This window comes from Spirosoma migulaei (assembly GCF_054776855.1).
Genome location: NZ_BAAHBG010000023.1, coordinates 47,229 through 72,193 on the forward strand (window position 1 = coordinate 47,229; position 24,965 = coordinate 72,193).

The window sequence follows — 24,965 nt, forward strand, 5'->3', positions numbered from 1 at the left end:
ATAAGCGAAAACGACGGGTTTACTTTCTCCGCCAGTAGGGCAATGGGAAGTGGGGGTTTTGAACTTTAACAAAGTGTTTTTCCAGGCCCGCACGCAATTGTTGGATGGCATATGCGTTGGCGGGTTCTTGAAGCGCGGTACTGTCGTCGATCAGGCTGGACCGATTTCCGAAAATAACAAGCTTAAGACTAGTATCCGCTAACGCCCGGCCGTATGTATCGGGATGTGATTTTATGTAGTGCGTTGTCTGCATTTCCGTAAAAATAAACGGCACATTCGGCTCACGATCAGATAGATAATATAAAGCCAATGCATTGTCAAAAAACAGAACATGGCCCGTTTGGCCAACTTGCTCCCGAATAAAAGCACCAGCTTGCTCTTCGTCCTGATAGTTCTTGATCGTAAAAAAACGCTGGACAGTAGCAGGTCGATACAACAATATACTGACGAGTAGAAGCAGAGCAACTACACCTGCACCCCAAAGCGCCATCCGGTAAGAAACCTTCTGATGACGAGCCTCATATTGAGCCAGCCATTGATCGGCAAGGAAGCCAAGGTGGATCACAAAAAAAACGGCAGCCTGAAAAAAGTAATGGCTAGCCTGTGTTTTTAACATAGTGACGCAGGAAAAGCTCGCTACTAATAACGCCAGCCATAAAGCCGGTGTCTGCTGATAGATGGTTCGATAAGGCTGTTGAAACACAACAAAAAACGACACCAAGAGCAGGAGTAACAACCAACTCAGTTTGATTAAAAACTTAGTCAGAAACAATGTATGAGACGGATAGCCGCCGAAGGGATAAATATAGGTCCACTCCAGGTGAGCATCTAACCGATTCGTCGTGTAGAAATAGAACATCGACAAGAGCAATGGGGCTACAAATCCTGCCAGTACCAGCATGCCACGGCCAACCATAGGCCAGAAGGTTAATCGGCCCGTCAGCCATAAAAGCAGGATGAACGCGCCAAATCCTACCACATAGAAAGCGGCTACGCTTTTGAAACACATGGCTATTCCCAGCAAAATGCCCGCGCCAAACCAACGCCAGTTCGGTTTGCCATTATTCCCAACTGCTAGTGTAAACGCATTCAAACCAAAAATGGCAATCCAGCTTTCAGGCTCCAGGAAATTCATTTCCATGAAAAAACAGCAGGTGGCTGTCAGGGCAACGGTCAGGAAAGCCGCTCGTTCGCCAAACAGTCGGGCTGCCCGCCAGGAGGAGACTAGTACACCTGTAGCCAATAAGGTTATCAGCGCTGAAACGCTAACGTGGTTATAGCCACCAAGCAGATTCAGCAAAACGTTTGTGGAAGAATAGAGGAGGTATGATTTGGAGGGAATAAAGTCGTATAAATTATAGCCTTCGTTCAGAGTACGAGCAAGAATTAAGTATTCATAGGCATCATACCCATAGCCAGAATTGTAGGCAAAAAGAAAAAAAATAGGGCAGAATAAAACTAAGAATAAACGAAATCGTGTCATAAAACTCCTTACCGACTTAAATCAAGTTACGGATTAATCGACAAATGTACTGGTTTACGAACTAGTCACCACGCTCAGGAAAGCCTTTTTATTGACCGTTTGCTCAGTTATTAGACATATAAATCAGCTGTCAAACGAGTGGTTAGTACTATCCGAAATTAGGTAATTCCTGTTGTTGATTGAAATGACGCGCCTTTCATTTGCGCCTTTACCTTCTGGCGCAGGTAGGCTTAGTAGCCTGTCCTATAAACGTTTTTGACTGTGAGGAGTTCTAGTGGTAACCAGCAGAGCTTTTCTTCGCAGGTCTAATTTTTGTATTCAACACCTAAAAACGGGCATTCCGCCAGATTGATTTTCTGAAGCAACCAGGTAACTGCACCTTTGGCGCATCAATCACGAATCACATGAAAACGCTGTTACTTTCTTTACTCATCGTTAGTGCAACAACCTCGTTTGCCCAAGTGGCTACGCCATCTACTGCTCCTCCTGGCAGCACAACGGCAACGACACAACCGAGCACTCCACCCAGCAGTTTAACTGTTCCTGCCACAACAGTACCAGACCCCTTTGAAACGACTAAACCTGCCAGTACGACTCCCGATACGTTCACCGCTCCGGCTGGCTCTAGACCCAGTATGATCAATGGACCAACGGGTATACCCCCTCAAGCAGGGGCTACCCCGTCGGAAGCAGATCCAATTGCCCGTGGTAATGGTAAAGTAAGTGGCGTACTGATGGACTCAACAACCAACAAACCCGTTGAATTTGCGACCATCGCCCTGTTAAATATAGCTACCAACAAACCCATTGACGGTACCACTGCCGATGCAAAAGGGCAATTTACCATTGGCCGTTTAGCTCCTGGTAAGTACCGGCTTCTGTATTCGTTCATCGGTTATAAAGACAAGCGAAGCAACCTGATTACCATTGATAAAGGCAGTGTTGTAAACCTTGGTACAATTAAACTCGCAGCCGATGTTCGAACGCTTAATGAAGTAAATGTGGTTGGGCAGGCTGCCATGATTGAAGAAAAAGTAGACCGGATGGTTTACAATGCCGATAAGGACCTTACCGCAAAAGGAGGAGATGCTGGTGATATTCTACGTAAAGTCCCCATGCTCTCTGTCGATCTGGATGGGAATGTTAGTCTGCGTGGAAGTAGTAACGTTCGGGTGTTAATCAATAATAAACCTTCTACTATTGTTGCTAGTAGCGTTGCTGATGCCTTAAAGCAGATTCCGGCAGACATGATTAAGACGGTAGAGGTAATTACCTCACCATCCGCTAAATATGATGCAGAAGGTTCAGCCGGTATCATCAATATCGTGACCAAGAAAACGACCTTACAGGGTATGACGCTCGATATTAACGGGGGCGCAGGCAACCGGGGAGCCAATCTGGGTATAAATGGTAACTACCGCACTGGTAAAATGGGCTTTTCGCTCGGAGGCTTTGGACGTGCAGAATATAATGTCAAAGGTTCATTCCTGAACGATCAGACAACCCGGAGCTATGACCTAGCTTCTAATACGTATTCGGCCACTACACGAACGGTGCAAACGGCGAACACACTGAATCAGCGTATTTTTGGTAACTACCAGTTAGGCTGGGATTACGATATCGACAAACGGACTTCGCTGACAGCCAATATCCGGTATGGAGCCAGAAATGGCTTGAGCACCCAGAATAATTTGCTGACAACGATAACCAGCCCAAATAGTTACTTCCCTATTGTGAGTAATCGTAATGTAGATACCAAAGACCTGTCGGGTACGGTAGATGCTAACGTGACATACACCAAAATTTATAAACCTCAGCAGGAGTTCAGTATTCTGGCACTCTATAGCCGAAATAACCGGACCAATAGCTTTGTCGCTGATATCATGGGTGGTACTGATTTTCAGACGATCACCTCGCGCCAAAAGAATGATAACCCGAGCTACAACCAAGAGTCAACACTCCAGGTCGATTACCAGACACCTATCAAAACCAATCAGCTTCTTGAGTTTGGTGGTAAGGGTATTTTTCGGCAAGTCAATAGCGATTACCAATATTATGTTGCCAATGGTAGCGATGCCCCTTATGTAATTGATACCACCCGCCTGGGAAATGGACTTGACTACAATCAGAACATCGCAGCAACCTACTTGTCTTACACATTGACAACGAAAAGTAAGTTTACGATTAAAGCAGGAGCGCGTTACGAATACACATTCATCAACGCCAAATTCAGCAATGAATCAGCAGGTGCGGCAAACACCATTCCTGACTATGGCAACCTGGTACCGAGCATTAACATCTCGAAAAGCCTTAAAGGCGGTAAAATTATCAAACTTGCCTATAACCGTCGGATTCAACGCCCTGGTATTCAATTCCTGAACCCGAACGTTAACACGGCTAACCCAACCAACATTACCATTGGTAACCCGTATCTGTCGCCCGAATTAACGGACAACATCGAATTTGGTACCAGTGCAAGTGTTAAAGGGTTGTATTTGAATGCAACCGTATTTGCTCGCCGAACAAACAATGAAATTACGGCAGTTCGCGATGTACAGCAATCTTTAATCAATGGTGCTTTACAGCAAGTGATTCGTACCAACTACCTGAACGTTGGCCATCAGGACGCTTATGGTCTGAACCTGTTCGGTAACGGAACCCTGTTTGGGAAACTACAGCTTGGTGGTGGTCTGGATATCTACCATGTTAACCTGACCAATAACAATGCGAATCCAATTTATACAGCCTCTAACTCAGGTTGGGTTCTTGGTGGTCGGATTATGAGCAGCCTGTCACTAAGCAACGGTTGGGGATTCCAGCTCTTCGGCGGTGGCCGGGGCAATCAGGTACAATTGCAGGGTCAACAGAGTGCTATGTATTTCTACAGCCTGGGGATGCGCAAAGAATTTAATAACAAGAAAGCCAGTTTAGGACTAGCTGCTGAGAACATCTTTAATCATCCGTTCAATCAGCATTCTGAGCTCGCTTCGCCTATCCTGACTCAGACAACCCAAACGAGTTACTACAACGCTGGTGTTCGCCTAACGTTTAGCTATAAACTTGGTAAAATGAGCTTCGATTCTCCACAAAAGCGCCGTAAATCAGTTGAAAACGACGATGTTAAAAGTGGCGACAATGGTGGCGACAACGCTGGTCCGCAGCAGCAGACAACGACACCTGCAGCGGGTGGAGGCCGTCCAGGTGGTGGTCGTGGACGTCCATAATTGTTGCTGAATTATTTTATGCAGTATTTAAAAGACGTTGGCCCAGAAGTGAGCCAACGTCTTTTTTTAGACGATCAAATTGGTGATTAGTACTGTCGTTCGCTGGGCCTGTTTGCTTGATGTAAGAGTTTCTTTTTACCAGACGTTTCCGCTCTTTACATTTGCTAAATCACTCACTCTTTTTCTCCTATGAAATCTAAAAATTTAGTTAGCCTTTTTGTTGCAGCAATTTTTCTTGTTTTGGCTACCACTGGTCTGTTGATTTATTTCGGCCAGGGGTCGCACATCGTTGACCATACCCATGCCTGGTTTGGTATACTGTTCTTTGTCGCGGCTGTATTTCATATTGTTAATAACTGGGCGTCGCTGGTAGGTTATACCAAAAACCGTCGGACCGGTAGTATCCAGAAAGAGTTCTTTTTGCCAGCCATTATAGCGGTTGTTTTTGCAGCCGGCATTGGGTTTGATGTCCCCGTTTTTGACAAACTGGCTAATGCAGGTAAAAGCCTGTTTCGGGGTAACAAGCCCCGGCCAGAATCGATGCCACAAGCTAAAGTTGATTCGATAGCGAATGCCGTTGAAACAGCCTTTGCCAGCGCCTATAGTAAAGGCGACACTGCGGCATTAGCGGTTGTTATGCCGACCAAAACAACAACACTAACGCAGGCGGGTACGCTCCTGAGTGGGTCGGATGTTCAGCAGAATCTGCTTAAAAAGACGGCGGCTGAAGTAGTTAAAACTAAAGTTGATAAAGCCGAAGCACTTGATGATCATTTAATTATTGTGCGAGGTACCTCAACAAATACCACTGCAACCTCGCCAACTGTTTACATGCATGTGTTGAAAGAACAAGACAGGAAATGGCAAATTGTAGCTGCTCAGGGAGCCTATCCAACTGTACAATAATACGATAGATGGATTCTGGATTTGTCATTCGGAATGAGGTAGGAACGTATACATACTACGTTCCTATTTTTTTTAAAATTAGTAGACATACTGCAACGGAAATGATTTAGCTTACGTACTGATTATCAGAGGGCAGGCTTCTCGGTTGCCTTAATACTATTATATCTTTCTATTTTACAAGACATTAGCCCGTTTGTCAGTTTTTGTAAAAAGAGCTTCTATTTTTACCTATATAGTAAACTCTATTGACTATTTTTTGCTTACCTACTAGTATGGCAGGAATTTATACGTTGCTTTAATGACTCGATTACTACGAACTGTTTTTCTGTTTAGTTTTTTGCTGGCTGGGTGGTCTTTGTTGGCAACTGCCCAGCAAAAAGTCTATACCATTCGTGGTCGGGTAACCGATAAATCCACTGGGGAAGGTATTCCGTTCGCTAGTATAGCTCTGAAAGGTAAAACGTCGGGTACAACATCTGATGTTGATGGACACTACTCGCTCCAGGTCAGGCAATTGTCCGATTCGTTAGTGGTACTTAGTTTAGGCTATCGAACAGGTTCATACCCAATTCAGTCCCAGGCAACACAAACAATTGATGCACAGTTAATAGCTGCAGCCACGAAACTCCAGGAAGTTAAGGTGTATGCAAAAGGGGGCGATCCAACCTATCGGGTCATGCGTGAAGTTGTTCGTAAGCGAGATCAGTATAACCCCGCACAACTCGTAGCCTATCAATACGATAGCTATACGAAGATTGAAGCGTACATCAACAATTTCGCCCAGAAACGTAAAAACAATAAAGGTCCTGGTCCAATCGGGCGGTTATTGGGCAAACTTCCGGCAATTATTGATGAGAATGGAAAGCCCGCGGTGCCCGTATTTATTTCAGAAACATTCTCTAATTTTTACGCTCGCACCAGTCCCGAGAAAACCAAAGAAGCCGTTCTGAAATCGCACGTGACGGGGGTAGGGGTTTCGGATGGTGGGCTGATTGCCCAATTAACGGGCGCATCATTTCAGCAGTACAATTTTTACCGAAATTCTCTTTACATTCTTCAGAAAGACATTCCGTCGCCCCTGGGTAGCCAGTGGGAAACGGTCTATACCTTCCGGTTAAAAGATACCGTTGCCCTCAATAATGCCATTTGTTTTGCCATTGAATTTACCCCGAAACGGGCTTCTGATTTAGCATTCACCGGAACGGTTCTAATTGATACGCTTCATAGAGCGCTGGCTCATATTGATGCTCGGGTTGATAAACGCGCCAATATCAATTTCGTGGATGAACTGCACATTGAGCAGGATTGGGAAACAACGGCATCAGGTCTTCGGTTTCCGATCCAGACACAGGTGACAATTGATACCGACGAGCCTGCTCCACGCGCACCCGGTGCCTTAATTCGGTTTTTTACCTTCTCTAGTAATATCATCGAGAACAGACCGAAAGAACTCAATTTCTACGACCCAGCCATTGAACTGGCCGATGATTATAAGGAAACGGACACGGCTTTCTGGCAGAGTGTACGACCCAATTCACTCTCTCCGGATGAATTACGGGCCATGCATGTTGTGGATTCGGTACGCAATGTGCCATTTATAAAAGTAGCTGGCGAAATCATTAAGCTGGGCGTAATTGGGTATAAGCCATTGGGTAAATGGAACGTTGATCTGGGGCCAATTTTGGATTCCTATGCCAGTAACACGGTAGAGGGTCACCGGTTTAGACTCGGTTTACGAACCAATACAGGCTTTAGCAAAAAATGGCTCCTGAGCGGCTACGTAGCCTATGGCACGACGGATGAACAGCTAAAATACAGTGCCAATATCGAATACATTCTGAGTCGAAAACCCTGGACGGTCATTGGCGTGAAGCGCAGTTACGATTTGGAGCGGGTTGGCGTATCGACCGATAATATTGGCAATAATTCCCTGTTTGCGGCTTACTCTCGCTTCGGCACCATCCGGCGACCCTATTTCCAGGAGGAAAATCTGGTTTACTTCCGGCGCGAAATGGGCCGGGGTTTTACGCAGACGCTGGCCCTCAGAAACCGTAGTTTTGAACCGCTGTTCCCATTTGCTTTCCAGCCCCAGATGCACGATGACGATCAAACCATCCGGAGCACCTATCAAACAACGGAGTTGATTTCGGAAACCCGTTTTGCTCCAGATGAAGTAATCCTCCAGAATGACAATGTAAGGGTGAGTACCGGAGCAATTCGCAAGCCTATTTTTACCCTGCGTTACACGCTCGGGTTACGAAATGTGCTCGATGGTGATTTTACGTATCACCGGATTGCCTTAGGTATGAAGCATTCCTTTCGGATGGGTGTTTTGGGAAGAACCTATTATACACTTGGTGTTGGTATTATCCCCTCTACGGTTCCCTATCCACTGTTGTATATGCCTTTGGGTAACGAGTCGTCGTTCTATGTAGGAAATGCTTTTAACTTAATGAACTACTTCGAGTTCGTTTCCGACCGCTGGGCTACGGTACAGTTTGAACATAATTTCAATGGCTTGTTAGTCAATCGGTTGCCTTTGTTGCGTCGGCTTAAATGGCGCGAATTGATCACCGCGAAGGTATTAGTCGGTAGTGTTTCTGCGTCTAATTTAGCCATGATTCCCGCAACCAATGCAGCAGGACAGGCAGTGGAGGGTTTCAGTTCGCTTACCCAAACGCCTTACATCGAAGTGGGTTATGGTATAGACAATATCTTTAAGGTGCTCCGCGTAGATGCCATTCATCGGTTAACCTACCGCGATACTATCGGCCGTACCGGTGTGCCCGTTACCCCCTTTGCCATCAAATTCTCTGGTTGGCTGGCGTTTTAGTAAGATTACGAAACATTTTATTCCAACAAAGCTTCTTCCTTCAGGTACTTACGCCCTTTACCGGTTGAGCCGCACTACGGATGAAGAAAGTTATAGGGCTGGTCTTTTTTAGCCTATTGATAACCAGAGGATTTAGCCAGGAGAACCGGCTCGTTGATCACAATACGGTTGGTTGGTACACCTATACTGGTGATCATAAACTGGCAAACCGATGGGAACTGCATACTGAATACCAATGGCGTCGGGTTGAGCTTATTCGGGCATGGCAGCAGTCGTTGGCGAGACTGGGATTGAATTACAAACTCACGGATCGCGTAAAGGTGTCGGGTGGCTATACGCTGTTTGTCACGTATCCCTATGGCAATTACCCATCTGCCGATGCGGGCGTACCTGTTCCTGAACACCGTATCTACGAAGATATTCAACTTGACGATCAGCTTGGTCGGTTAAAATTGGAACAGCGATTGCGCCTTGAGCAGCGTTGGCTTGGGCAACCTTCCGATACAAATCCGCGTAAAATGGCTAGCTGGGAGTATCAGAACCGGATTCGCTATCAGGTATCGGCAACGTTCCCACTCACTGGGCCAACGATTGACGACGGCGAGTTTTACCTCAATGCCTTCGATGAACTGTTCATTAGTTTTGGCCGGAACGTAGAGCGAAACGTTTTTAACCAGAACCGAATTTCGGGAGGACTTGGATACCAGATACGGGATAATTTCAAACTGGAGCTTAACTACTTCAGCCGTATTTTACAGCACGCTGAGCCAGATCCACTAACCCAAAAGTCCATTTTTGATTTCGATAGCGGAATCCGGCTGAACGTTAACTATGATCTGGACTTTAGCGGCAAATAATACATAGCTGCCCTACTTTCCAAGCCTTCATCTAGGTAAAAGCTGAACAACGACTCGTCGGCTTATTGTTTTCACGGCTTCCGGGGTATCCGTCGATGCTTTTGTGTCAGGACCTTCCCAGGAAGCTGTAATCTGATCAGCCAATACACCATGCTGCTTAAGATAATTTTCAACCGTTCTCGCCCGGTGTTTCGATAACGATATATTCAACTCTCGCTTACCTATATTATCGGTATAAGCCGTTACCGTTGCCATTAACGTGGGTTGTCTTACCAATAACCGGGCTATCGAATCCAGGGCCGTTTTAACTCCAGGCCGTAGTTCGTGACTACTTTGATCAAAGTACAGAATGGTAATACTCAACGAAAGCTCAGCTGAAATTGAGTTGGATAGGGTAGTACTAGCCGTGCTCAAGGGCTGCTTCTGTGCCAACAGGTCTATAGGCGTGTATATGAGTAAGGCCAACATACAGCCTAGAGACTTTACATAGACATAGGATTGACTATACTGCTTCATTGCCTTAAAGTTAGGCCTTACGTGAATCAGATGAAAAAGAAAAAGGAGCTGGATAGGCTCCTTTTGAATCACGTACAGAAAAACGGGTTAGCCTACACCGACGCCTTTTCCAGAACCTCGTCCACCGTTAAGGCTTCGAGTGAAGGAGCAACCAGATCGGCCAGCGTAAGCACATCCGGTGAACCCAGGCCCACCACAAACATACCGCCCCGTTTGCCCGCTTCTACACCCGCAACAGCATCTTCAAACACAACGCATTCCGCTGGATTAACGCCAAGTTCGTCTGCTCCTTTGGTAAATACTTCCGGGTCTGGCTTGCCTTTGCTTATTTTCGTTCCGTCAATGATGGCATCAAAGGCGTCACTCATGCCGATTCGCTCCAGAATCATGGGTGCATTTTTACTCACGGAGCCAAGGGCGGTTTTCAGACCCGCCTTGCGAACCTGCGAGAAGAACGTAGCCACTCCCGGCAGAATATCATCGGACGTCATTCGGCTGACGAGTTCGAGGTACCATTGGTTTTTCTGAGTTGCCAGTTCGGCCTTTTTCTCGTCCGATAAGGTCAGGCCGCCGTGTGCCAATATCAGATCCAGCGAATCTGTACGGCTGACGCCTTTAAGTCCTTCATTAAATTCTTCCGAAATGTCGAAGCCTAATTCGTTGGCAAGTCGTTTCCAGGCTTGATAATGATAAATCGCGGTATCGACAATGACCCCATCGAGGTCGAACAGAAACGCTTTTATTGACATGATGTTTCAGGTTGACGAACGACAAAAGTAGTCGATTCAACCGCCGGTTGGTGGTATCAGAAAAAACTAAGGCCAAAAATTGCAAAATCAGTTCCTTATTCTTTCACCCCCATGAACTCTAGTCCATCCGCTTTGCCAGCTTCGTGACTAACCATCAAAACCCACCGTTTCTGGGTGCCGCTGAGGGTACGCAGTTCCTCAAAGGCATACTGGCCAATGGACACGCCATCCAGCGTTAGCTCGTACTTCGTGGCGCTGCTTTTTATCGCTATAATCCCCGTTCGCTGATAGGAGCCCAAACCAAAGCGGTCATATTCAAAACGATAGGTACTAGCTCCTGTTGATTGAATAGTTAATCGTTGGGTAGTCGGGAGCGAACAGCGCAGAGGATCGGCTTCCAATCGAAAGCGGCCTGGTAGTGTACCGTCATCGGGTGTAACCGTCTCTTTTTGACAAGCGGAGAGGACTACGAATAGAGCAAGAAGTAAGGAGAATTTAGTCATAAATCAAGGCGTTTTTGGCAAGACCCTGAAACGGACATAAGCGTTGTATTACACAAGCACTGGGCTTACTTCTTGTTTGCCAAGCTGAAGGAACTGAACGCCCACACAAATTAGCCAGAGTAACCAGAGCGTACTGCCTGCTAAACCCGCTAGGTCCCAAACCGGAAAACCGGGAATAACTGTTGCAACTAAATCCCCTTGTGCCAGTATATAAATTGCTGATGTCCCATAGCCAAACCAACTTACCCATTTTGGAAATAGGCTTAGCTGATTAAATGCCGACGCGATCAGGACTGTCCAGGCTATTGTCAGCAACTGACCCAGATGTTCGCCCAAAACCACGCCACCATATTGGTGAATTGTCTGGAATGCAACGATACTAGCCGCCCGAATGGCAGGATCTGTTGAGTGAACATAGTTATTGGCTAGTACCGGAACTACGAATGTCCACCGTAATAGACCTATAATCTGTACCAATCCTGAAGCAACGCCCAACAGCGTAGCCCATCGAACAAAATACAATTTGTTTTCCAGTCGCTGGCCAATAAGCACATAGGCTTCCAACAGCGGCAACCCCATAACCGCAAACGCCCACCACACAGCAATGAGCGTTGGACCGCCCGCCTGAAAACGTGTTAATAGTGAGCCGGTATCCTGACGAAGAATTAGGGGATAATCGAAAATGATGGTCAGAATAGTATACGGAATGAAGACGAGAACGGCACCAAGAATTAATAGCTTGCCGATGCGTCGGTCAGTGGTAAAAACGGTTGTTTCCATGAGTAAACTCGCGATTATAAATGAATGAATTACCCGACTAATGAAATGAGTGGCTGATGTCAGTGCAGTCAAGTTCATATCGTCTTTTGAGTTGTGATTGACGATACAAAGTTGGGGGGCGTATGGGCGAGCCTACTGGACAAATGTCTAAATCGTTAGCGAGAACGTAAAACCCAAACAAGGTGAGGTCTAAACTAGGAGAGGGGAAGCTGGTAAAACGTGATAGCGCTTATGGACAAGCGCCAATCACTGCCATGAGGCAACAGCCTTTGGTGATTAGAATGATAATCGACTTAGGCGGGTAAATAAACCGTAAAGGTTGTCCCTTTGCCGGGTTCACTATCAACCCGAATCGTTCCATCGTGTTGCTCAATCACTTTTTTGACAACGGCCAGACCAATTCCTGTTCCACCAAAGTGTTTGCGACTGTGCAGTCGCTGAAATACCTGAAAAATCTGGTCGGCATATTTTTGGTCGAAGCCAATACCATTATCCGCAATAGTAATGGCCCAATAGGTCTGATTCGCTGAACGTCGGCCCGGTTGCAACTCCTGGTTAATCGTGTCAGTAAGGTTTTTGATCGAAAGTCTCCGGACCGCTACTTGTATTAATGGGGGGTGGGGATTTCCTGCCGAATCGGTTTGGTGGAACTTCAGGGCATTGGATAGTAGATTCTGGAATAACTGCCGCAACTGAGCCCGGTCGCCGATCAGGTCGGGTAGTGGGTTACCCATGCCAATGTCAATGCGGGCGTTTGTCTGTTGAATAGGATGCCACAGGTCTTCAATAATATCCTCAATCAGCTTAGTTAGCGAAAAGGACCTGAATGCATCACGTTGCGATGATATCTTGGAATAGTCAAGCAAATCTCTGATCAGCACCGACATTCGCTCGGCCGCCGATTGCATACGACCCAGCATTTCGTTGCCTTCTGTGCCAAGAATGGGCGCATAGCGTTCACTCAGCATATCGCCAAATGCAATGATTTTACGAAGGGGTTCCTGTAAGTCATGGCTGGCAATGTAGGCAAAGGATTGCAGGTTTTCGTTGGAGCGCTTTAACTCGGCATTGGTAGCTTCGATCTGTTGCCGATACCGTCGGTTCTCTGAAATGTCGATATTCGAGATAACAACGCCATCGCCTGATTTAGCTGTCAGCCGGAGCAGCCACTGGTTTCCAATGTTGAATTCACTTAAGTCTGACTCACCTGTTTCCACAACGCGCACATATTTGGGGAAATCATCTCGCTGCTGATCATCCGAGGCTACCTCGAAAAAAGTTTTTGTCAGGATCGGTTCTGCTAATTCGCCCCACATGCGGAGCGCCTGTTGATTGGCGAGAACCGTTTTAAAATCAATGATCGTTCCAGTAGGATCGCGTATCGCTTCGTGTTGAGAAATTGCCGTTTGTGTGTGATCAAGCACCGTTTGTAGCAGTTCAGCCTGCCGCTTCACGTCTAGTTCGGCTTGCTTACTGGCCGTGATATTCATGAAGGTTACAACCACATGCTCCGGTGCTGAGCGAACGGCCGATATATCAAACCAGGCTGCTAATCCATCAACCTCTTTGTAATACAGGGTAATTTGCTCGGCCACTCCTGTTTCCAGGACACGTTTATAGAGATCGAACAGGCCAGATTCAATATTTCCGGGGAATATGTCCAGCATGCGCTTCCCGATTAGTTTATCGGGCGACACAAACAAGCTCCGTTCCACCGCCTGATTAGCCGTTTGCATCAGAAAGTCAACAACTGTTCCGTCAGCATCTCGAATGGCTACCATCGAAATAATGCTGTTCAGCGACGCATCATACGCTGCAAGTGCCAGACGGATGGCTTCTGGTGATTGAATCGGTTCTTCATTAAACGGGCTGGATGCGCTCGACTGATTCATACAATACGTGTAAGGTACTGGAGTGCTGACCCAGTCCAAGGTTTAAACGTTGGACTGGATATAAGCCGCACCCTTCATCCGTTTATTTTCCTAATTCCAGCACAAGGGCTGTTTTGGCAGGTAACGTCAGTAGTTTCAAATCGGTAAGCGTTTGGTTCGTCAGAATGTTTCGAGCAGACGTAAATCCGTTCAGCCGTTCCGCAAAGCGGGCCGTGTCGAGGGAAATTTCCTTTTCATTGGTGTTGGTCGCTACCATAACGGTTTTGGTGCCATCGTATCGGAAATAGACGTAGGTGCCCTCCTGAGGAAGAAACTGCATGAGTTTACCCGTGTGCATCACCGGATTGTCGCGCCGGTAGGTCGCTAACGCACGAACAAACCGAAACGCTTCATTTTCGCGGTCCGTGCGACCAGCGGTCTCGAATTTATTGTCCTTGTCGCCCGGAAAGCCACCGGGAAAGTCGCGACGTACTTCGGCATCGGATGGGTCCTTGAAATTTTTCATTAGAATCTCGGTGCCGTAATACATCGATGGGATTCCGCGTGTCGTCAGCAGCCAGGTCAGCCCAATTTTATAGTTGTCGAAATTGTCACCAATCACGGACAGGTACCGATCTGTGTCGTGATTATCCAGGAAGGTTACTAGTTTTGATGGGTCCTGATAAACGGCATCCTGTGCCAGCGCCTGATAAAAACGATTCACGCCATCATCCCAGCTAAATTTTTGCTTCAGGGCATCAGTCATAGCGGCATAGACTACAAAATCCAGCCCACCGGGCTGATTTGACTTAAATGGAAAGTCGATTTTGTTTCGGGTATAATACGCCTGATCAACCACGTTATTCACCCAGGATTCGCCGAAAATATGGATCTTCGGATATTCTGTCAGGAGGGCCTGATTACAGCGGTTCATAAATGGCTGGTCGTTATACATATAGGTATCAATTCGCCAGGCATCGACGCCAAAGTTCTCGACCGACCAAATAGCATGTTGAATCAGGAAGTTAGCCACAAAGGGATTGCTCTGGTTGAGGTCAGGTAGAAACGGTACGAACCAGCCATCGAGCGTTACTTTACGGTCACTCTGGGCACCGTGGGGATCGGTAATAGGCTGATACTTGTACGATGTATTTGTGTAGGTTGGCCACTGGTGGAGCCAGTCTTTGCTGGGCATATCTTTAATAAACCAGTGATTAATGCCGCAGTGGTTATACACAGCATCTTGTACTACCTTCATCCCTGCGGCATGCGCCTGTTTTACAAAGGCTTTATAGGCGTCATTACCCCCAAATCGGCGGTCTATGGCGTAGTGATCGGTGAAGCCATAACCGTGATAAGCCGAGCGCATCACTCCTCCTTCATTCGTGAGGGGTTGGTTATTTTCGAGTACGGGTGTAAACCAGATGGCCGTGACACCCAGGTCTTTCAGGTAGTTGATACGTTGAGACGCCCCGGCCAGATCACCCCCGTGCCGGTAAAAGGGATTGGCACGGTCGGCATTGGGGTCTGCCATATCCGCAAATTTATCGTTGCTTTGATCTCCATTGGCAAAGCGATCGGGCATAGCCAGATAAATAAAATCGGCTGAGGTAACGCCCTGTCCTTTGGGACTGGTATCACGGGCTTTCAGCTCAAACGGTTGGGTTAAGGTCTGATTGCCCCGCTTACCGATCAGTTTAAGCGTACCTGGTTTTGCAGTGGGAGCGATGACGAGGTCCAGAAAGGCATAGTTCGGGTTCTCGACCGTATGCGCTTTGACCAGTTTTACACCCGGATAGTTGAGCGAGTAAGCCAGTGTTCCGGCATTTGGACCGTACACCAATAGCTGTAGATTTGGGTTTTTCAGGCCAACCCACCAGTTGGTAGGGTTAACGCGTTGAATGAGGGCATTTTGCGCCAGAGCTGGACTGAAAATCCATAGCAAGGCAATTAAGTACAGTAACGTTCGTCGTTTCATAGGTAGTTAGTAATAGAACTAAGAATAATGCAACAAGAACGTAAAAATAACCCAAGATTTTGGTTGAAAAAGGCCATAGTTTTGCGTCTGTAAACCTGACTTGTTTCCAGAACCTGAATTAAGCCGACCTATGTACACCGCGTCTGTTGTCCCGGTGATGGACAAACTGATTATCTACCAGATTTTTACGCGCCTATTTGGCAATCAGAACACCACAAATCTGACCAATGGAAGCCGTGACGAAAATGGGGTCGGGAAATTTAACGACATCAATGACGCGGCTCTGAAATCAATTCGGCAGTTTGGAGCATCGCACATTTGGTATACCGGTATTATTGAACATGCTACCCAAACGGATTACTCGGCCAACGGCATTCGTCCCGATGATCCGGCGGTGGTGAAAGGTCGCGCTGGCTCTCCCTACGCCGTGAAAGACTATTACGATGTAAACCCCGACCTGGCCGTTAGTGTGCCCGATCGGATGGCCGAATTCGAAGCGCTGGTGCAGCGTACGCACGCTAACGGTCTGAAGGTGATCATCGACTTTGTACCCAACCATGTTGCCCGGCAATACCAGTCCGATGTAAAACCGGTTGATGTGGTGGATCTGGGTCAGAATGACGATACAACAGTAGGATTTTCGTCGAGGAATAATTTCTATTACCTGCCGGGACAAACCTTTGTTGGTCCGCAAGACCATTTAAATAGCCAGGAGCCTAAGCTGCATGAGTTTCCGGCTAAGGTTACCGGTAGCGGGTCTATTACAGCCACCCCCGATATAAATGACTGGTACGAAACGATAAAGCTTAATTACGGCTTTAATGTGTTTGATGGAAGCTGCCAGTTCGATCCAATTCCGGCAACCTGGCATCAGATGCTCGATATTCTGTTGTTCTGGTCTGATAAAGGCGTTGACGGCTTCCGATGCGACATGGCCCATTTAATTCCGGTGGAGTTCTGGCAATGGGCGATCCGCCAGGTTAAGCAGCGCTACCCGCGCCTGATTTTTATTGCTGAAATCTATGATCCAGGCTTGTATCGATCCTTTATTTTCGGGGGAGGATTCGATTATCTGTACGATAAAGTTGGATTATATGACTCCGTTCGGCGGTTGATGGAAGGGCATGGCTCCTGCTATGAGCTTACACGTGTGTGGCAACAGGAGTCTGGTGACTTTGCTCAGCATATGCTCCGGTTTCTGGAAACTCATGACGAACAGCGGATCGCTTCCCGTTTCTTTACAAATGATCCGTGGGCAGCAATTCCGGGTATGACGCTGCTGGCAACAATGCATACAGGCCCTATGTTACTGTATTTCGGGCAGGAAATAGGGGTGCGGGCTGAAGGCGTTGAAGGATTCAGCGGTGATGATGGGCGCACAACCATATTCGATTACTGGGGCCTGACCGACTGGCAAGGCTATGTGAATGAGGGGCGTTATGATGGCGGTGGACTTACCGATGATCAACGACGGTTGCGGTTGTTTTACCAGCAGTTGAACTATCTGATCAGTGGCTCCGATGCGATTCAGAATGGGTATTTCTACGATTTGCAATACGCCAATGATAATGGCCAAAGCGCGGGCTACGATGCCCACCAGATTTATAGCTACCTGCGGTATACCGAACGCCAGAAACTACTGATCGTCTGTAATTTCTCGAATTCTACAACCTACGAAACAACCGTTAGTATTCCGAACCCTGCTTTTGGCGCGATGGGGCTGGACCCCGCCGGTACCTACCAATTCAGTGATATTTTTATACGTGATACCCAGCTTGAAACCGTCGGCCTGGCAGGCGTATCCGTTTATCTGCCGCCCCGAGCCGTACAAGTGCTGGAAATTAAATCGTAGATTTATGGTACTTTTTGGCCTTAGTACCGTCAATACGCTATAGCCGGAAACCAATACCCACCTATGCTGAGACTGTTTACTGGATTATCCCTATTGCTGATATCCCTGGCTGGGCAGGCCCAGGAGCTTGTTTTGTCGACCAGCTTACACTCATTGACCATTGTTGGTGGTAAAACCTCTACTGAAACGACCATTAATATTGGAAAGCAGTTCATGGGCAGGCCCTATGTTCCGCATACGCTTGATATAAATCCGACAGAACAGTTGGTAGTCAATATGCTTGAGCTTGATTGCACAACCTATTTAGAAACGGTTCTGGCGCTTTCGTTAGCCTGGCAGGATGTGGCCGACAAACAGAATCAGGTGCTTTTTGAGCAAACGTTCAAAAAGTATCTAACTAAACTGCGCTACCGGGACGGTCGTATTGATGGCTATGCCAGTCGGCTACACTACTTCTCGGACTGGCTTCGTGATAATGAACGAAAAGGGCTTGTAACGGACGTCACCCGAGAGTTTGCGGGGAGTTTGTCGGTGGCTAAGGCTGTTTCGTACATGACTACGTCAACCTACAAGTATCCGCACCTGAATGACCCTGCTGTATTCAAGCAGATGGCCCAAACCGAAGCATCACTGAGTCAGAAACCCTTTTCCTTCATTCCAAAGAAGAATATCCGGCAGGCTGAGGACCAACTTCGCGAAGGTGATATTGTGATGCTGACAGCCGCTCGACCCGGTCTGGATATGAAGCATGTAGGCCTGGCCGTTCGTCAACCCAATGGGCGAATGCATCTCCTGCACGCATCTTCCGATCAGGGGGCAGTCGTGATTACACCTTACCCCATCAGCGATTATGTGCAGTGGCACAAGCGACTTTCTGGCATTCGTGTAGCCCGCTTGAGATCATCTACCAATACCACCCCACTAGCTGTAGGTGCGCAGTAAGCGATTAAAAGAATCTGCTCGACTAGTTTATAAACCTACCCAAAGGGTCAGCCGTATCATTGCGGCTGACCCTTTGGGTAGGTTTATAAACTAAGTTCGCTAACCGCGGTAAGCATAAACTGAATGTCAATCCAGAGGGTATCCTACAGACTGGTAATGATTCTGGCGTAAATGTTATTCACGATATTACTGTCGTATGTTTTAGATGCATCATCATTCACATTAACGGTGATGTTCGAGTTGCTGCCTGCGTTTGCAGTCGTGCGCGTAATGGTAAATCCCAGAATAGACAGACCGGTAGCGCTAATGAAGTGATCACTGTTAATCTTTAGCGAAACTTGCTGATCTGTCGCACTGGTCACCGACCATTTCGTATTATCTACGGCAACAAGGCTGCCTCCGGAAATAGTTATACTAGGGAGGGAATTTGCTTGTCAAGCTTCTAAAAGCGATTGCATGTATCCACTAGAGCCTGATTGCCCCCCTTTTCTTTATATAAGATGCATCGTCATTGTATACAACTATAACCGGTTGCTTAAGCCCCACAAACATGTCTTAGCACACAGAGGCATCAATCATTGGCTGTGGATCGCCAATTTGTAGTTGAGGTAGGTAAATACACATGAAATGTAGCGCCCTGGCCGGGTTTACTACTGGCGGTAATAGCTCCGCCATGATTGACAATTACTTTTTCGCAGATGGCGAGTCCAATGCCTGTGCCATCAAATTCGTTTCGGCCATGGAGCCGCTGGAAAACCTGAAAGATGCGGTCTACATACTTATCATCAAACCCAATCCCGTTGTCTGATACATCCACGCGGTGATACGCTACGGCCAGTTCGGTGGGTTGAACGGACGGAGGAAGTGCTGTGGCGGCTATGACTTGTGAACGGATCTGAATCAGGGGCGTAGCCGGTGTCCCGGATAAATCTGTCCGGCGAAACTTCAGTGCATTGCTCAATAAGTTTTGGAATAACTGTTCCAGCTGTGTCCGATCTCCCAGAATAGTGGGTAATGATTGTACATCCACCACGGCTCCGGTTTCCTGAATGACTAATTCCAGATCTGTCAGGGTTGCGATGATAACCTGGTTAAGCGATACGGGTGCCAGCGTATCCGGCTTTGTTGTGAGTCGGGAAAATAGCAGCAAGTCACGGATAAGGGTAGACATTCGGCTGGCGGCTACCTGCATCCGTTCCAGGTAAGTGCTTCCGTCGCCTAACTGAGCGGCATATTGACTTTGGAGTAAATTGCCGAAGGACTGAATTTTACGCAGGGGTTCCTGTAAGTCGTGGCTGGCAATGTAGGCAAACTGCTGAAGATGCTCGTTAGAACGACTTAATACGGCGTTGTTTTCTTCTAGCTTTTTTTGATACGCCCGTAAGGTGGTAATATCGGTGGTAACCAACAAGACGCCGTTTTGAAAGGGCGTAATCTCATACTCATACGATATACCCCGATCAGGATAATCTACCTGACGACGGATTGGTTGCCGGGTTTTAACGACATCGACCAGAATAGTAAACGGTTCTGGTTTTCTGCTGGCTGGCAAAATTGGCAGAAACTCCCGAATCGTATGGCTTATAAGGTCTTCGTGGGTTAAATTTTTACTCAGTAATACCGGGAGCATGTGCAGGGTAGCCGGATTAGTCAGCGCAATCCGAAAGTCATTAATATTTCCCTGCTGATCCTCAATAGCCTCTAGTACAAGAATGCTATTTGGCGAACTATTAAGAACACCCGTTAACAGATCAGCCTGCCGCTGTTGAGATAATTGAGCCTGTTTTCGATCGGTGATATTTAACGTAGTAAGTACGAATCCAGCGCCATGGCGGACAGCCGTACAGTCAAGCCAAACGGTAGATTGATTGATGTAATAAGCGGTTTCGAAGTGGTCGGATTCGCCGGTTTCTACCACGGTCACGTAACGTTGAAAAAGCCCGTTTTCTTTAAGGTAAGGATACAAATCCAGTAACCGCCTGCCGGTTGTAGACTGGAAGGGCCGGAGTGAACTATACGTAGCTAACTCATTGCCTGTGCTGCTGAGGAAGTCGATAATCTGGCCGGATTCATCACGAATGGATTCGTAATAACGAATAGCGGCTGGCGAACTGATGAGTATACTTTCGAGCAGCGAAGCTGTTTTCTGTCCCAGACTGACGTCCTGAAATGAAACCAGCAAGCCATCAGCGAACTTTACGACGCTGATATCCAGCCAGATATCGTGATTTGGTAAATATTGAATCTGATGATGCGGATTACCTGTCGTAACAACGTTTGCATACTGGTGATAGAGTTCGTAAGCCTGCATGTCTTGATAGCGCTTACTAATCGGGCGAGTCAGTATATCTGCCCGGTTCTGACGGGTAATGGTGGCTCCAATCTGATTGCAATACGTAGCCTGAAAATCAGCAATGGCCCCTGTGTCATCCCGCACAGCCTGAAAAATAATCAGACCTGTAGGTAAGGTTTCCAGTATCTGCTCCTGGAAATGAATGTCGTCAGGCGAATAGTTGGTTACCTCAATTGAAAGCACCAGTACCTGCGGATCGATACGTATTAATTGGCAATCATAAATAGGAAATAAACCCGTTGGCGTTATTGGATTCGTCAACTGGAAATTGGCAGTTGCGTCGGGTGCAGTTACTATTGCCTGTAGTTGCTGTAATAGATAGGGTGAATTAAACGGCGCTGGGAGTTGCTCCAGGTAGGCACCCGTAAGGGAAGCAGTAGACCCCTCCACCAATTGCTGAACAACTTCATTCGCCTGTTTAATCAAAAAAGTTGGAGCAGGCGTCTGAACGTATTCCAGTACCAGAATGCCATTTTTAGACAAACTGAGCAGGGCTGAGACTAGAGCAGAATCTTGAAAATGAAACGAATTCAAAACGTTCATGTAATAGGTTGACAGCCCACCTTAAAATGAATGATATCATTTATACTAGACCAGTGTCAACGTAAACAAATAAGAAGGCTAGAAGGGTATCTATTAACTGATAAATTTATCAGTTAATAGATTTAAGTCGGAAACTGCTAAAAGTTCAAAGCCAACTATAGCCCTGATGATTCTGGTAGACAGCATGAACTCAGCCAAAAGACCAGGCATCCTACCCATGTATACTAAAACCTTCTTAGTTGAGCTATGTTGTTAGCTCGCAGGGCGGGAAACAATAATATAATCCTGAAATAAGGGCGTACCCGTCTTCCCCTGGATCCGAATGGTATTGTTGCCTGCGTTCAGTGAAATAACGGCATTGTAGGTGCGTTTGCCGCCATCAGTTCCTTCAAACGAAAAATCGACCGGCGTACCTCCGTTGATGATAATGCTGGCTACGCCTGATGACTGTGTGTTTGTCTGATAGCGTATGGCCAGATTATAATTAGATGCTGTAGTTGGAGCCCCTGTGATGTTGTAAAGTAAATATTCGCTGTTTGTGCGGTAAGGGCCGCGTAAAATATTGTCTCCTGATGCTCCAGGCGAGATTCCTGTTCCGTTGGCATCTTCTGCCTGTATTTTTTGCGAAAAAGCAACACTGTTTACTGCACCCGGCTTAAGCAAAGGAGGGGGCGTTCCTGCTGGTATAATGGCCCCGTTATCTACGGTTAGCGTAAAACTTCCTGCATTGACTGCTGCCTCAAAAGCTGCCTGCCCCGCACTGTTCAGGGGATAAACCTCTGTGTTTCGAACGGTTGTTGCCTGGTAAAGCGGCTGTCCATCGCTGGTGCGATAAATTTTAATAAGCTGTGTACCTAGTGCCATACTGGATATGATTTTGTACCCTGAAAGAGGTTATGAACTCTAAATTGTTTTTGACTACCGTTTGATGAATTTTCGATTGACATAGAAGCTGTTTAAACTTTTCAAATTAACCGCAAAGAACGCTAAGGCAAAGCGCAAAGACCGCAACGAAATTCAGTCAGCAAACTCAGCGTTCTTTGCGACTTTGTCTCAGCGCTCTCTGCGGTTAAACTAAAGCTCATTGGAGATATAAAAAATAAAGTTTAAACAGGTTCATATTGACTGTTACTTGTAAAGTCAACTTGGTTAGTGGGTATTCCAGAAAAATGCCCTTTCAGAAGAAAAACTGAACTGTATTAAATAAGGCCAGTTTGCTGCCTTGTAGGTTTACTTCAATCTGGACATTAGGTACTGGGTTAAGAATAATGGTTTCATAGCTGTTTTTGCCTCGGCTAGGATCAAATGCCCAAACATCCACCGCATTGTCTTTTATTCGGAACATAGCATCAGGGCGACCACGTCGGGAAGTAGGATCAGTTGCATAGGGTCCGTCAAATGCCGATGCATGTTCCAGAATAGTGGTGCCGTCGGTTTGGGGCTCTACCCAAATTCCTGATTGTTTGAATTGGTATCGACAATATTGCCAGGGCGCACCCTCCGTTCGGCCACACTGAGAGTAATAATAGGCTGCTTCAAAACCAGCATCATGCCAGCGACAGGGTTCCGTTGGATAGCCTGCTGACGTTATTGGAGCTGGAACGCCAGCCCCATTTGGTTGCCATTGCCATGAAGACGGGCTCGTGTCCGGATCTCGGGCCTTCACTTCATTGGGATTGGTTCCAAACTGATCGTACTGGCTTCGCTCATCAAAAACGATATAGCCAATGGTACGGCAAAAGGCAATACCAAAGATATTACCTACCTGCCAGTCATAATCAACCTGCGGGTGCTTGTCAGTCTTAAGCGTGCCCAGATTGCCTACGTTACGCGTGAAGTAGTAGCCATTGTGTAAGCTGCCATTTTCGGTACCCAGTCCTTCAACTTTCCCCCAGTCTAAATACGCTAATTGGGCGGGGGCAATACCAGCAGGCGTGTCGTTTATACCTTTGGCCATTACTTCGGCGGCAAAGGCTTTATTATAATATCGGCTGGCATAATCGGGCTGATCGGAATAGTGCTTTATAATAGCACCTACGCCCATTGCCTCAAGCCCAGCCAGTGGAAAAAAATAACTACAGGTCTGACGTGCCGCATCAACAGAACTGATCTTGGTTTTAAATACCGGATCATTCGGCATTTTATTGCCTCCACCCTCTACCTGATAATTCCAGGGGTCGCCGTTGTAGTTGCCATTCCCACCATAGGTTCCAAAATCCCGAAAGGGCAAACCCAACGGATTTCCCAGGGGGTCGGCATATTTTTTCAGACGTGCTGCGTACCACTGAAAATACTGAGGAGAAAAGTCAGGTACCCCATAAAGGCCCTCCTGAAACTCATTGGCTTCAAACAAGGCGCATGGAATTACATTGCTGGCCTTGATAATGTCATTATTTGTCAAATTTTGGCCTCCATATCCATCACCTGTATTGGCAGGGGGAGCGCCAGGTACGGCAAGATCCCGACTATGCGACCAGTTAATGCGCTGATTAGCTGGGGAGTCATTATCCATTACGGCCAGGACGCCCCCTCGCCTAAGTGTAACGACGCTTTCAGAGGTTATATCTGTTCTTTTCTTGACAATGGTAAAAATCCGGTTATCCGGTAATGACATCGTTGGGGCATCTTTCATGCCCCTTGCTACCCAAATATCGGTGGGTGCAAGCCAGGGTGGGCGAGTTACTCTATAAGGAAGGGCTGGCTGATACGTAGGCAAAGGGTCTGTACCCAGCATAAGCTGTACAAACGCTTTCCTATTCCAGTGATAAGGCCCATTCGGCGTTTGCGCAATTGCCAATATAATAGATATGCTATCCCCAGGATTAAAATCATAAGTAGTCGGCAAACTGGTTAGGGCTGGCATTCCACCAATGAAGTAATAGGCTGATTCACCACCTCCAATGTTTAGCTGTACAGTATTCACAATACGGGCTTTGCCATTATTCCACTCTACAGCTGGGGTAAATAATTGAGGATTCGCTACAACCATCTGTACACTTACATTTGGGTTAGGCGTAAAATCAGCATTTGAAGCTGTTGCGTAGGTCTCGGGTGGAACTGCTGGATTGAGCGTAAAATCAGCATTCGAGGCTGTTGCGTAGGTGTCGTATGGCATAAGACATAAAGTGGTTTACTAAATAAGTACGTCTATAGCGGTGGATTCATGGATTAACTATGCTTTTTGTGTTAAATGGTGAATAGACGGTGGTATGTTTTTGCGCAAGGCAACCAATTTGAAATTATATGCACAAAAAGCCTGCCTAAGTTGATTTTTTGGTAGTATAGTGCACAAAATATTTGTGACCGTAGTCGTACTGTCCGCATATTACTACACCAGTTTACTTCTTCGGCCGCTTTAGCCTCACCAGGAATTTTTCGGTAAGTCGTCTAAATTGCCCAGTATGCTTACTGGGGTACGGCCTGGTTTGGCTATTTGTTAATATTATCATCTAAATGGACTTCTATTTATTCATATTCGGGAAAATATAAAACATATTTTGGCTAGATGTTTGCTATTGTCTTATTGAGGTAACATGATGTGTTTATATCTATTAACTCTTTGCCCAGCTAAAATT

17 protein-coding genes are annotated in these 24,965 nt (G+C 46.7%); 6 read left to right on the plus strand and 11 right to left on the minus strand.

Annotated features, from left to right (window positions below; translation table 11 throughout):
- Positions 1-19 precede the first annotated feature (19 nt).
- Positions 20-1,483, minus strand: coding sequence for an ArnT family glycosyltransferase (locus tag ACYVGO_RS24250; protein ID WP_460971484.1), 1,464 nt, complete (start codon positions 1,481-1,483; stop codon positions 20-22).
- 404 nt (positions 1,484-1,887) lie between these two features.
- On the opposite strand from ACYVGO_RS24250, the gene ACYVGO_RS24255 reads away from it, so the two are divergent.
- The 4 genes from ACYVGO_RS24255 to ACYVGO_RS24270 all read left to right on the plus strand — a co-directional run bounded on the left by ACYVGO_RS24255 (position 1,888) and on the right by ACYVGO_RS24270 (position 9,303).
- Positions 1,888-4,707 (plus strand): TonB-dependent receptor, encoded by a 2,820-nt coding sequence (locus tag ACYVGO_RS24255; protein WP_460971485.1) that lies wholly within the window; start codon positions 1,888-1,890, stop codon positions 4,705-4,707.
- 189 nt (positions 4,708-4,896) lie between these two features.
- The gene (locus ACYVGO_RS24260) at positions 4,897-5,613 is read left to right on the plus strand and encodes a DUF4405 domain-containing protein (RefSeq protein WP_142773774.1); all 717 of its coding nucleotides are present in this window, start codon (positions 4,897-4,899) and stop codon (positions 5,611-5,613) included.
- A 298-nt stretch (positions 5,614-5,911) separates the two neighbouring features.
- The gene (locus tag ACYVGO_RS24265; protein ID WP_460971486.1) at positions 5,912-8,446 is read left to right on the plus strand and encodes a DUF5686 and carboxypeptidase-like regulatory domain-containing protein; all 2,535 of its coding nucleotides are present in this window, start codon (positions 5,912-5,914) and stop codon (positions 8,444-8,446) included.
- 80 nt (positions 8,447-8,526) lie between these two features.
- Positions 8,527-9,303, plus strand: a complete 777-nt coding sequence (locus ACYVGO_RS24270) for a DUF2490 domain-containing protein (RefSeq protein ID WP_460971487.1) — start codon at positions 8,527-8,529, stop codon at positions 9,301-9,303.
- A 27-nt stretch (positions 9,304-9,330) separates the two neighbouring features.
- On the opposite strand, the gene ACYVGO_RS24275 is transcribed toward ACYVGO_RS24270, so the two are convergent.
- The 6 genes from ACYVGO_RS24275 to ACYVGO_RS24300 form a co-directional block, all read right to left on the minus strand.
- Positions 9,331-9,819, minus strand: a complete 489-nt coding sequence (locus ACYVGO_RS24275; RefSeq protein WP_460971488.1) for an OmpA family protein — start codon at positions 9,817-9,819, stop codon at positions 9,331-9,333.
- A 92-nt stretch (positions 9,820-9,911) separates the two neighbouring features.
- Positions 9,912-10,568, minus strand: a complete 657-nt coding sequence (gene pgmB, locus ACYVGO_RS24280) for a beta-phosphoglucomutase (RefSeq protein ID WP_142773770.1) — start codon at positions 10,566-10,568, stop codon at positions 9,912-9,914.
- 95 nt (positions 10,569-10,663) lie between these two features.
- Positions 10,664-11,071, minus strand: coding sequence for a hypothetical protein (locus tag ACYVGO_RS24285; RefSeq protein WP_460971489.1), 408 nt, complete (start codon positions 11,069-11,071; stop codon positions 10,664-10,666).
- Positions 11,072-11,119: 48 nt separating this feature from the next.
- The gene (locus ACYVGO_RS24290; protein ID WP_460971490.1) at positions 11,120-11,929 is read right to left on the minus strand and encodes a DUF4386 domain-containing protein; all 810 of its coding nucleotides are present in this window, start codon (positions 11,927-11,929) and stop codon (positions 11,120-11,122) included.
- 215 nt (positions 11,930-12,144) lie between these two features.
- Positions 12,145-13,743 (minus strand): sensor histidine kinase, encoded by a 1,599-nt coding sequence (locus ACYVGO_RS24295; RefSeq protein WP_460971491.1) that lies wholly within the window; start codon positions 13,741-13,743, stop codon positions 12,145-12,147.
- Between the two features lie 82 nt (positions 13,744-13,825).
- Positions 13,826-15,700 (minus strand): glycoside hydrolase family 13 protein, encoded by a 1,875-nt coding sequence (locus ACYVGO_RS24300; RefSeq protein WP_460971492.1) that lies wholly within the window; start codon positions 15,698-15,700, stop codon positions 13,826-13,828.
- Positions 15,701-15,830: 130 nt separating this feature from the next.
- Between ACYVGO_RS24300 and ACYVGO_RS24305 the strand changes: the two genes are divergently transcribed.
- Entirely contained in the window at positions 15,831-17,552 is a 1,722-nt protein-coding gene (locus ACYVGO_RS24305) for an alpha-amylase family glycosyl hydrolase (RefSeq protein WP_460971493.1), read from the plus strand.
- Positions 17,553-17,615: 63 nt separating this feature from the next.
- Positions 17,616-18,494, plus strand: a complete 879-nt coding sequence (locus ACYVGO_RS24310; protein WP_460971494.1) for an N-acetylmuramoyl-L-alanine amidase-like domain-containing protein — start codon at positions 17,616-17,618, stop codon at positions 18,492-18,494.
- 143 nt (positions 18,495-18,637) lie between these two features.
- Here the strand turns inward: ACYVGO_RS24310 and ACYVGO_RS24315 are convergent, their stop codons facing one another.
- The 4 genes from ACYVGO_RS24315 to ACYVGO_RS24330 form a co-directional block, all read right to left on the minus strand.
- A complete protein-coding gene (locus ACYVGO_RS24315; RefSeq protein ID WP_460971495.1) occupies positions 18,638-18,856 on the minus strand; it encodes a hypothetical protein in 219 nt (72 codons plus the stop codon).
- A gap of 209 nt (positions 18,857-19,065) precedes the next feature.
- Positions 19,066-21,390 carry a sensor histidine kinase gene (locus ACYVGO_RS24320; RefSeq protein ID WP_460971496.1) on the minus strand — a complete coding sequence of 775 codons (2,325 nt, stop codon included), beginning with the start codon at positions 21,388-21,390 and terminating at the stop codon, positions 19,066-19,068.
- A gap of 252 nt (positions 21,391-21,642) precedes the next feature.
- A complete protein-coding gene (locus ACYVGO_RS24325; protein WP_460971497.1) occupies positions 21,643-22,254 on the minus strand; it encodes a carbohydrate-binding protein in 612 nt (203 codons plus the stop codon).
- A gap of 313 nt (positions 22,255-22,567) precedes the next feature.
- Positions 22,568-24,505, minus strand: coding sequence for a hypothetical protein (locus ACYVGO_RS24330; RefSeq protein ID WP_460971498.1), 1,938 nt, complete (start codon positions 24,503-24,505; stop codon positions 22,568-22,570).
- Between the last annotated feature and the right edge of the window lie 460 nt (positions 24,506-24,965).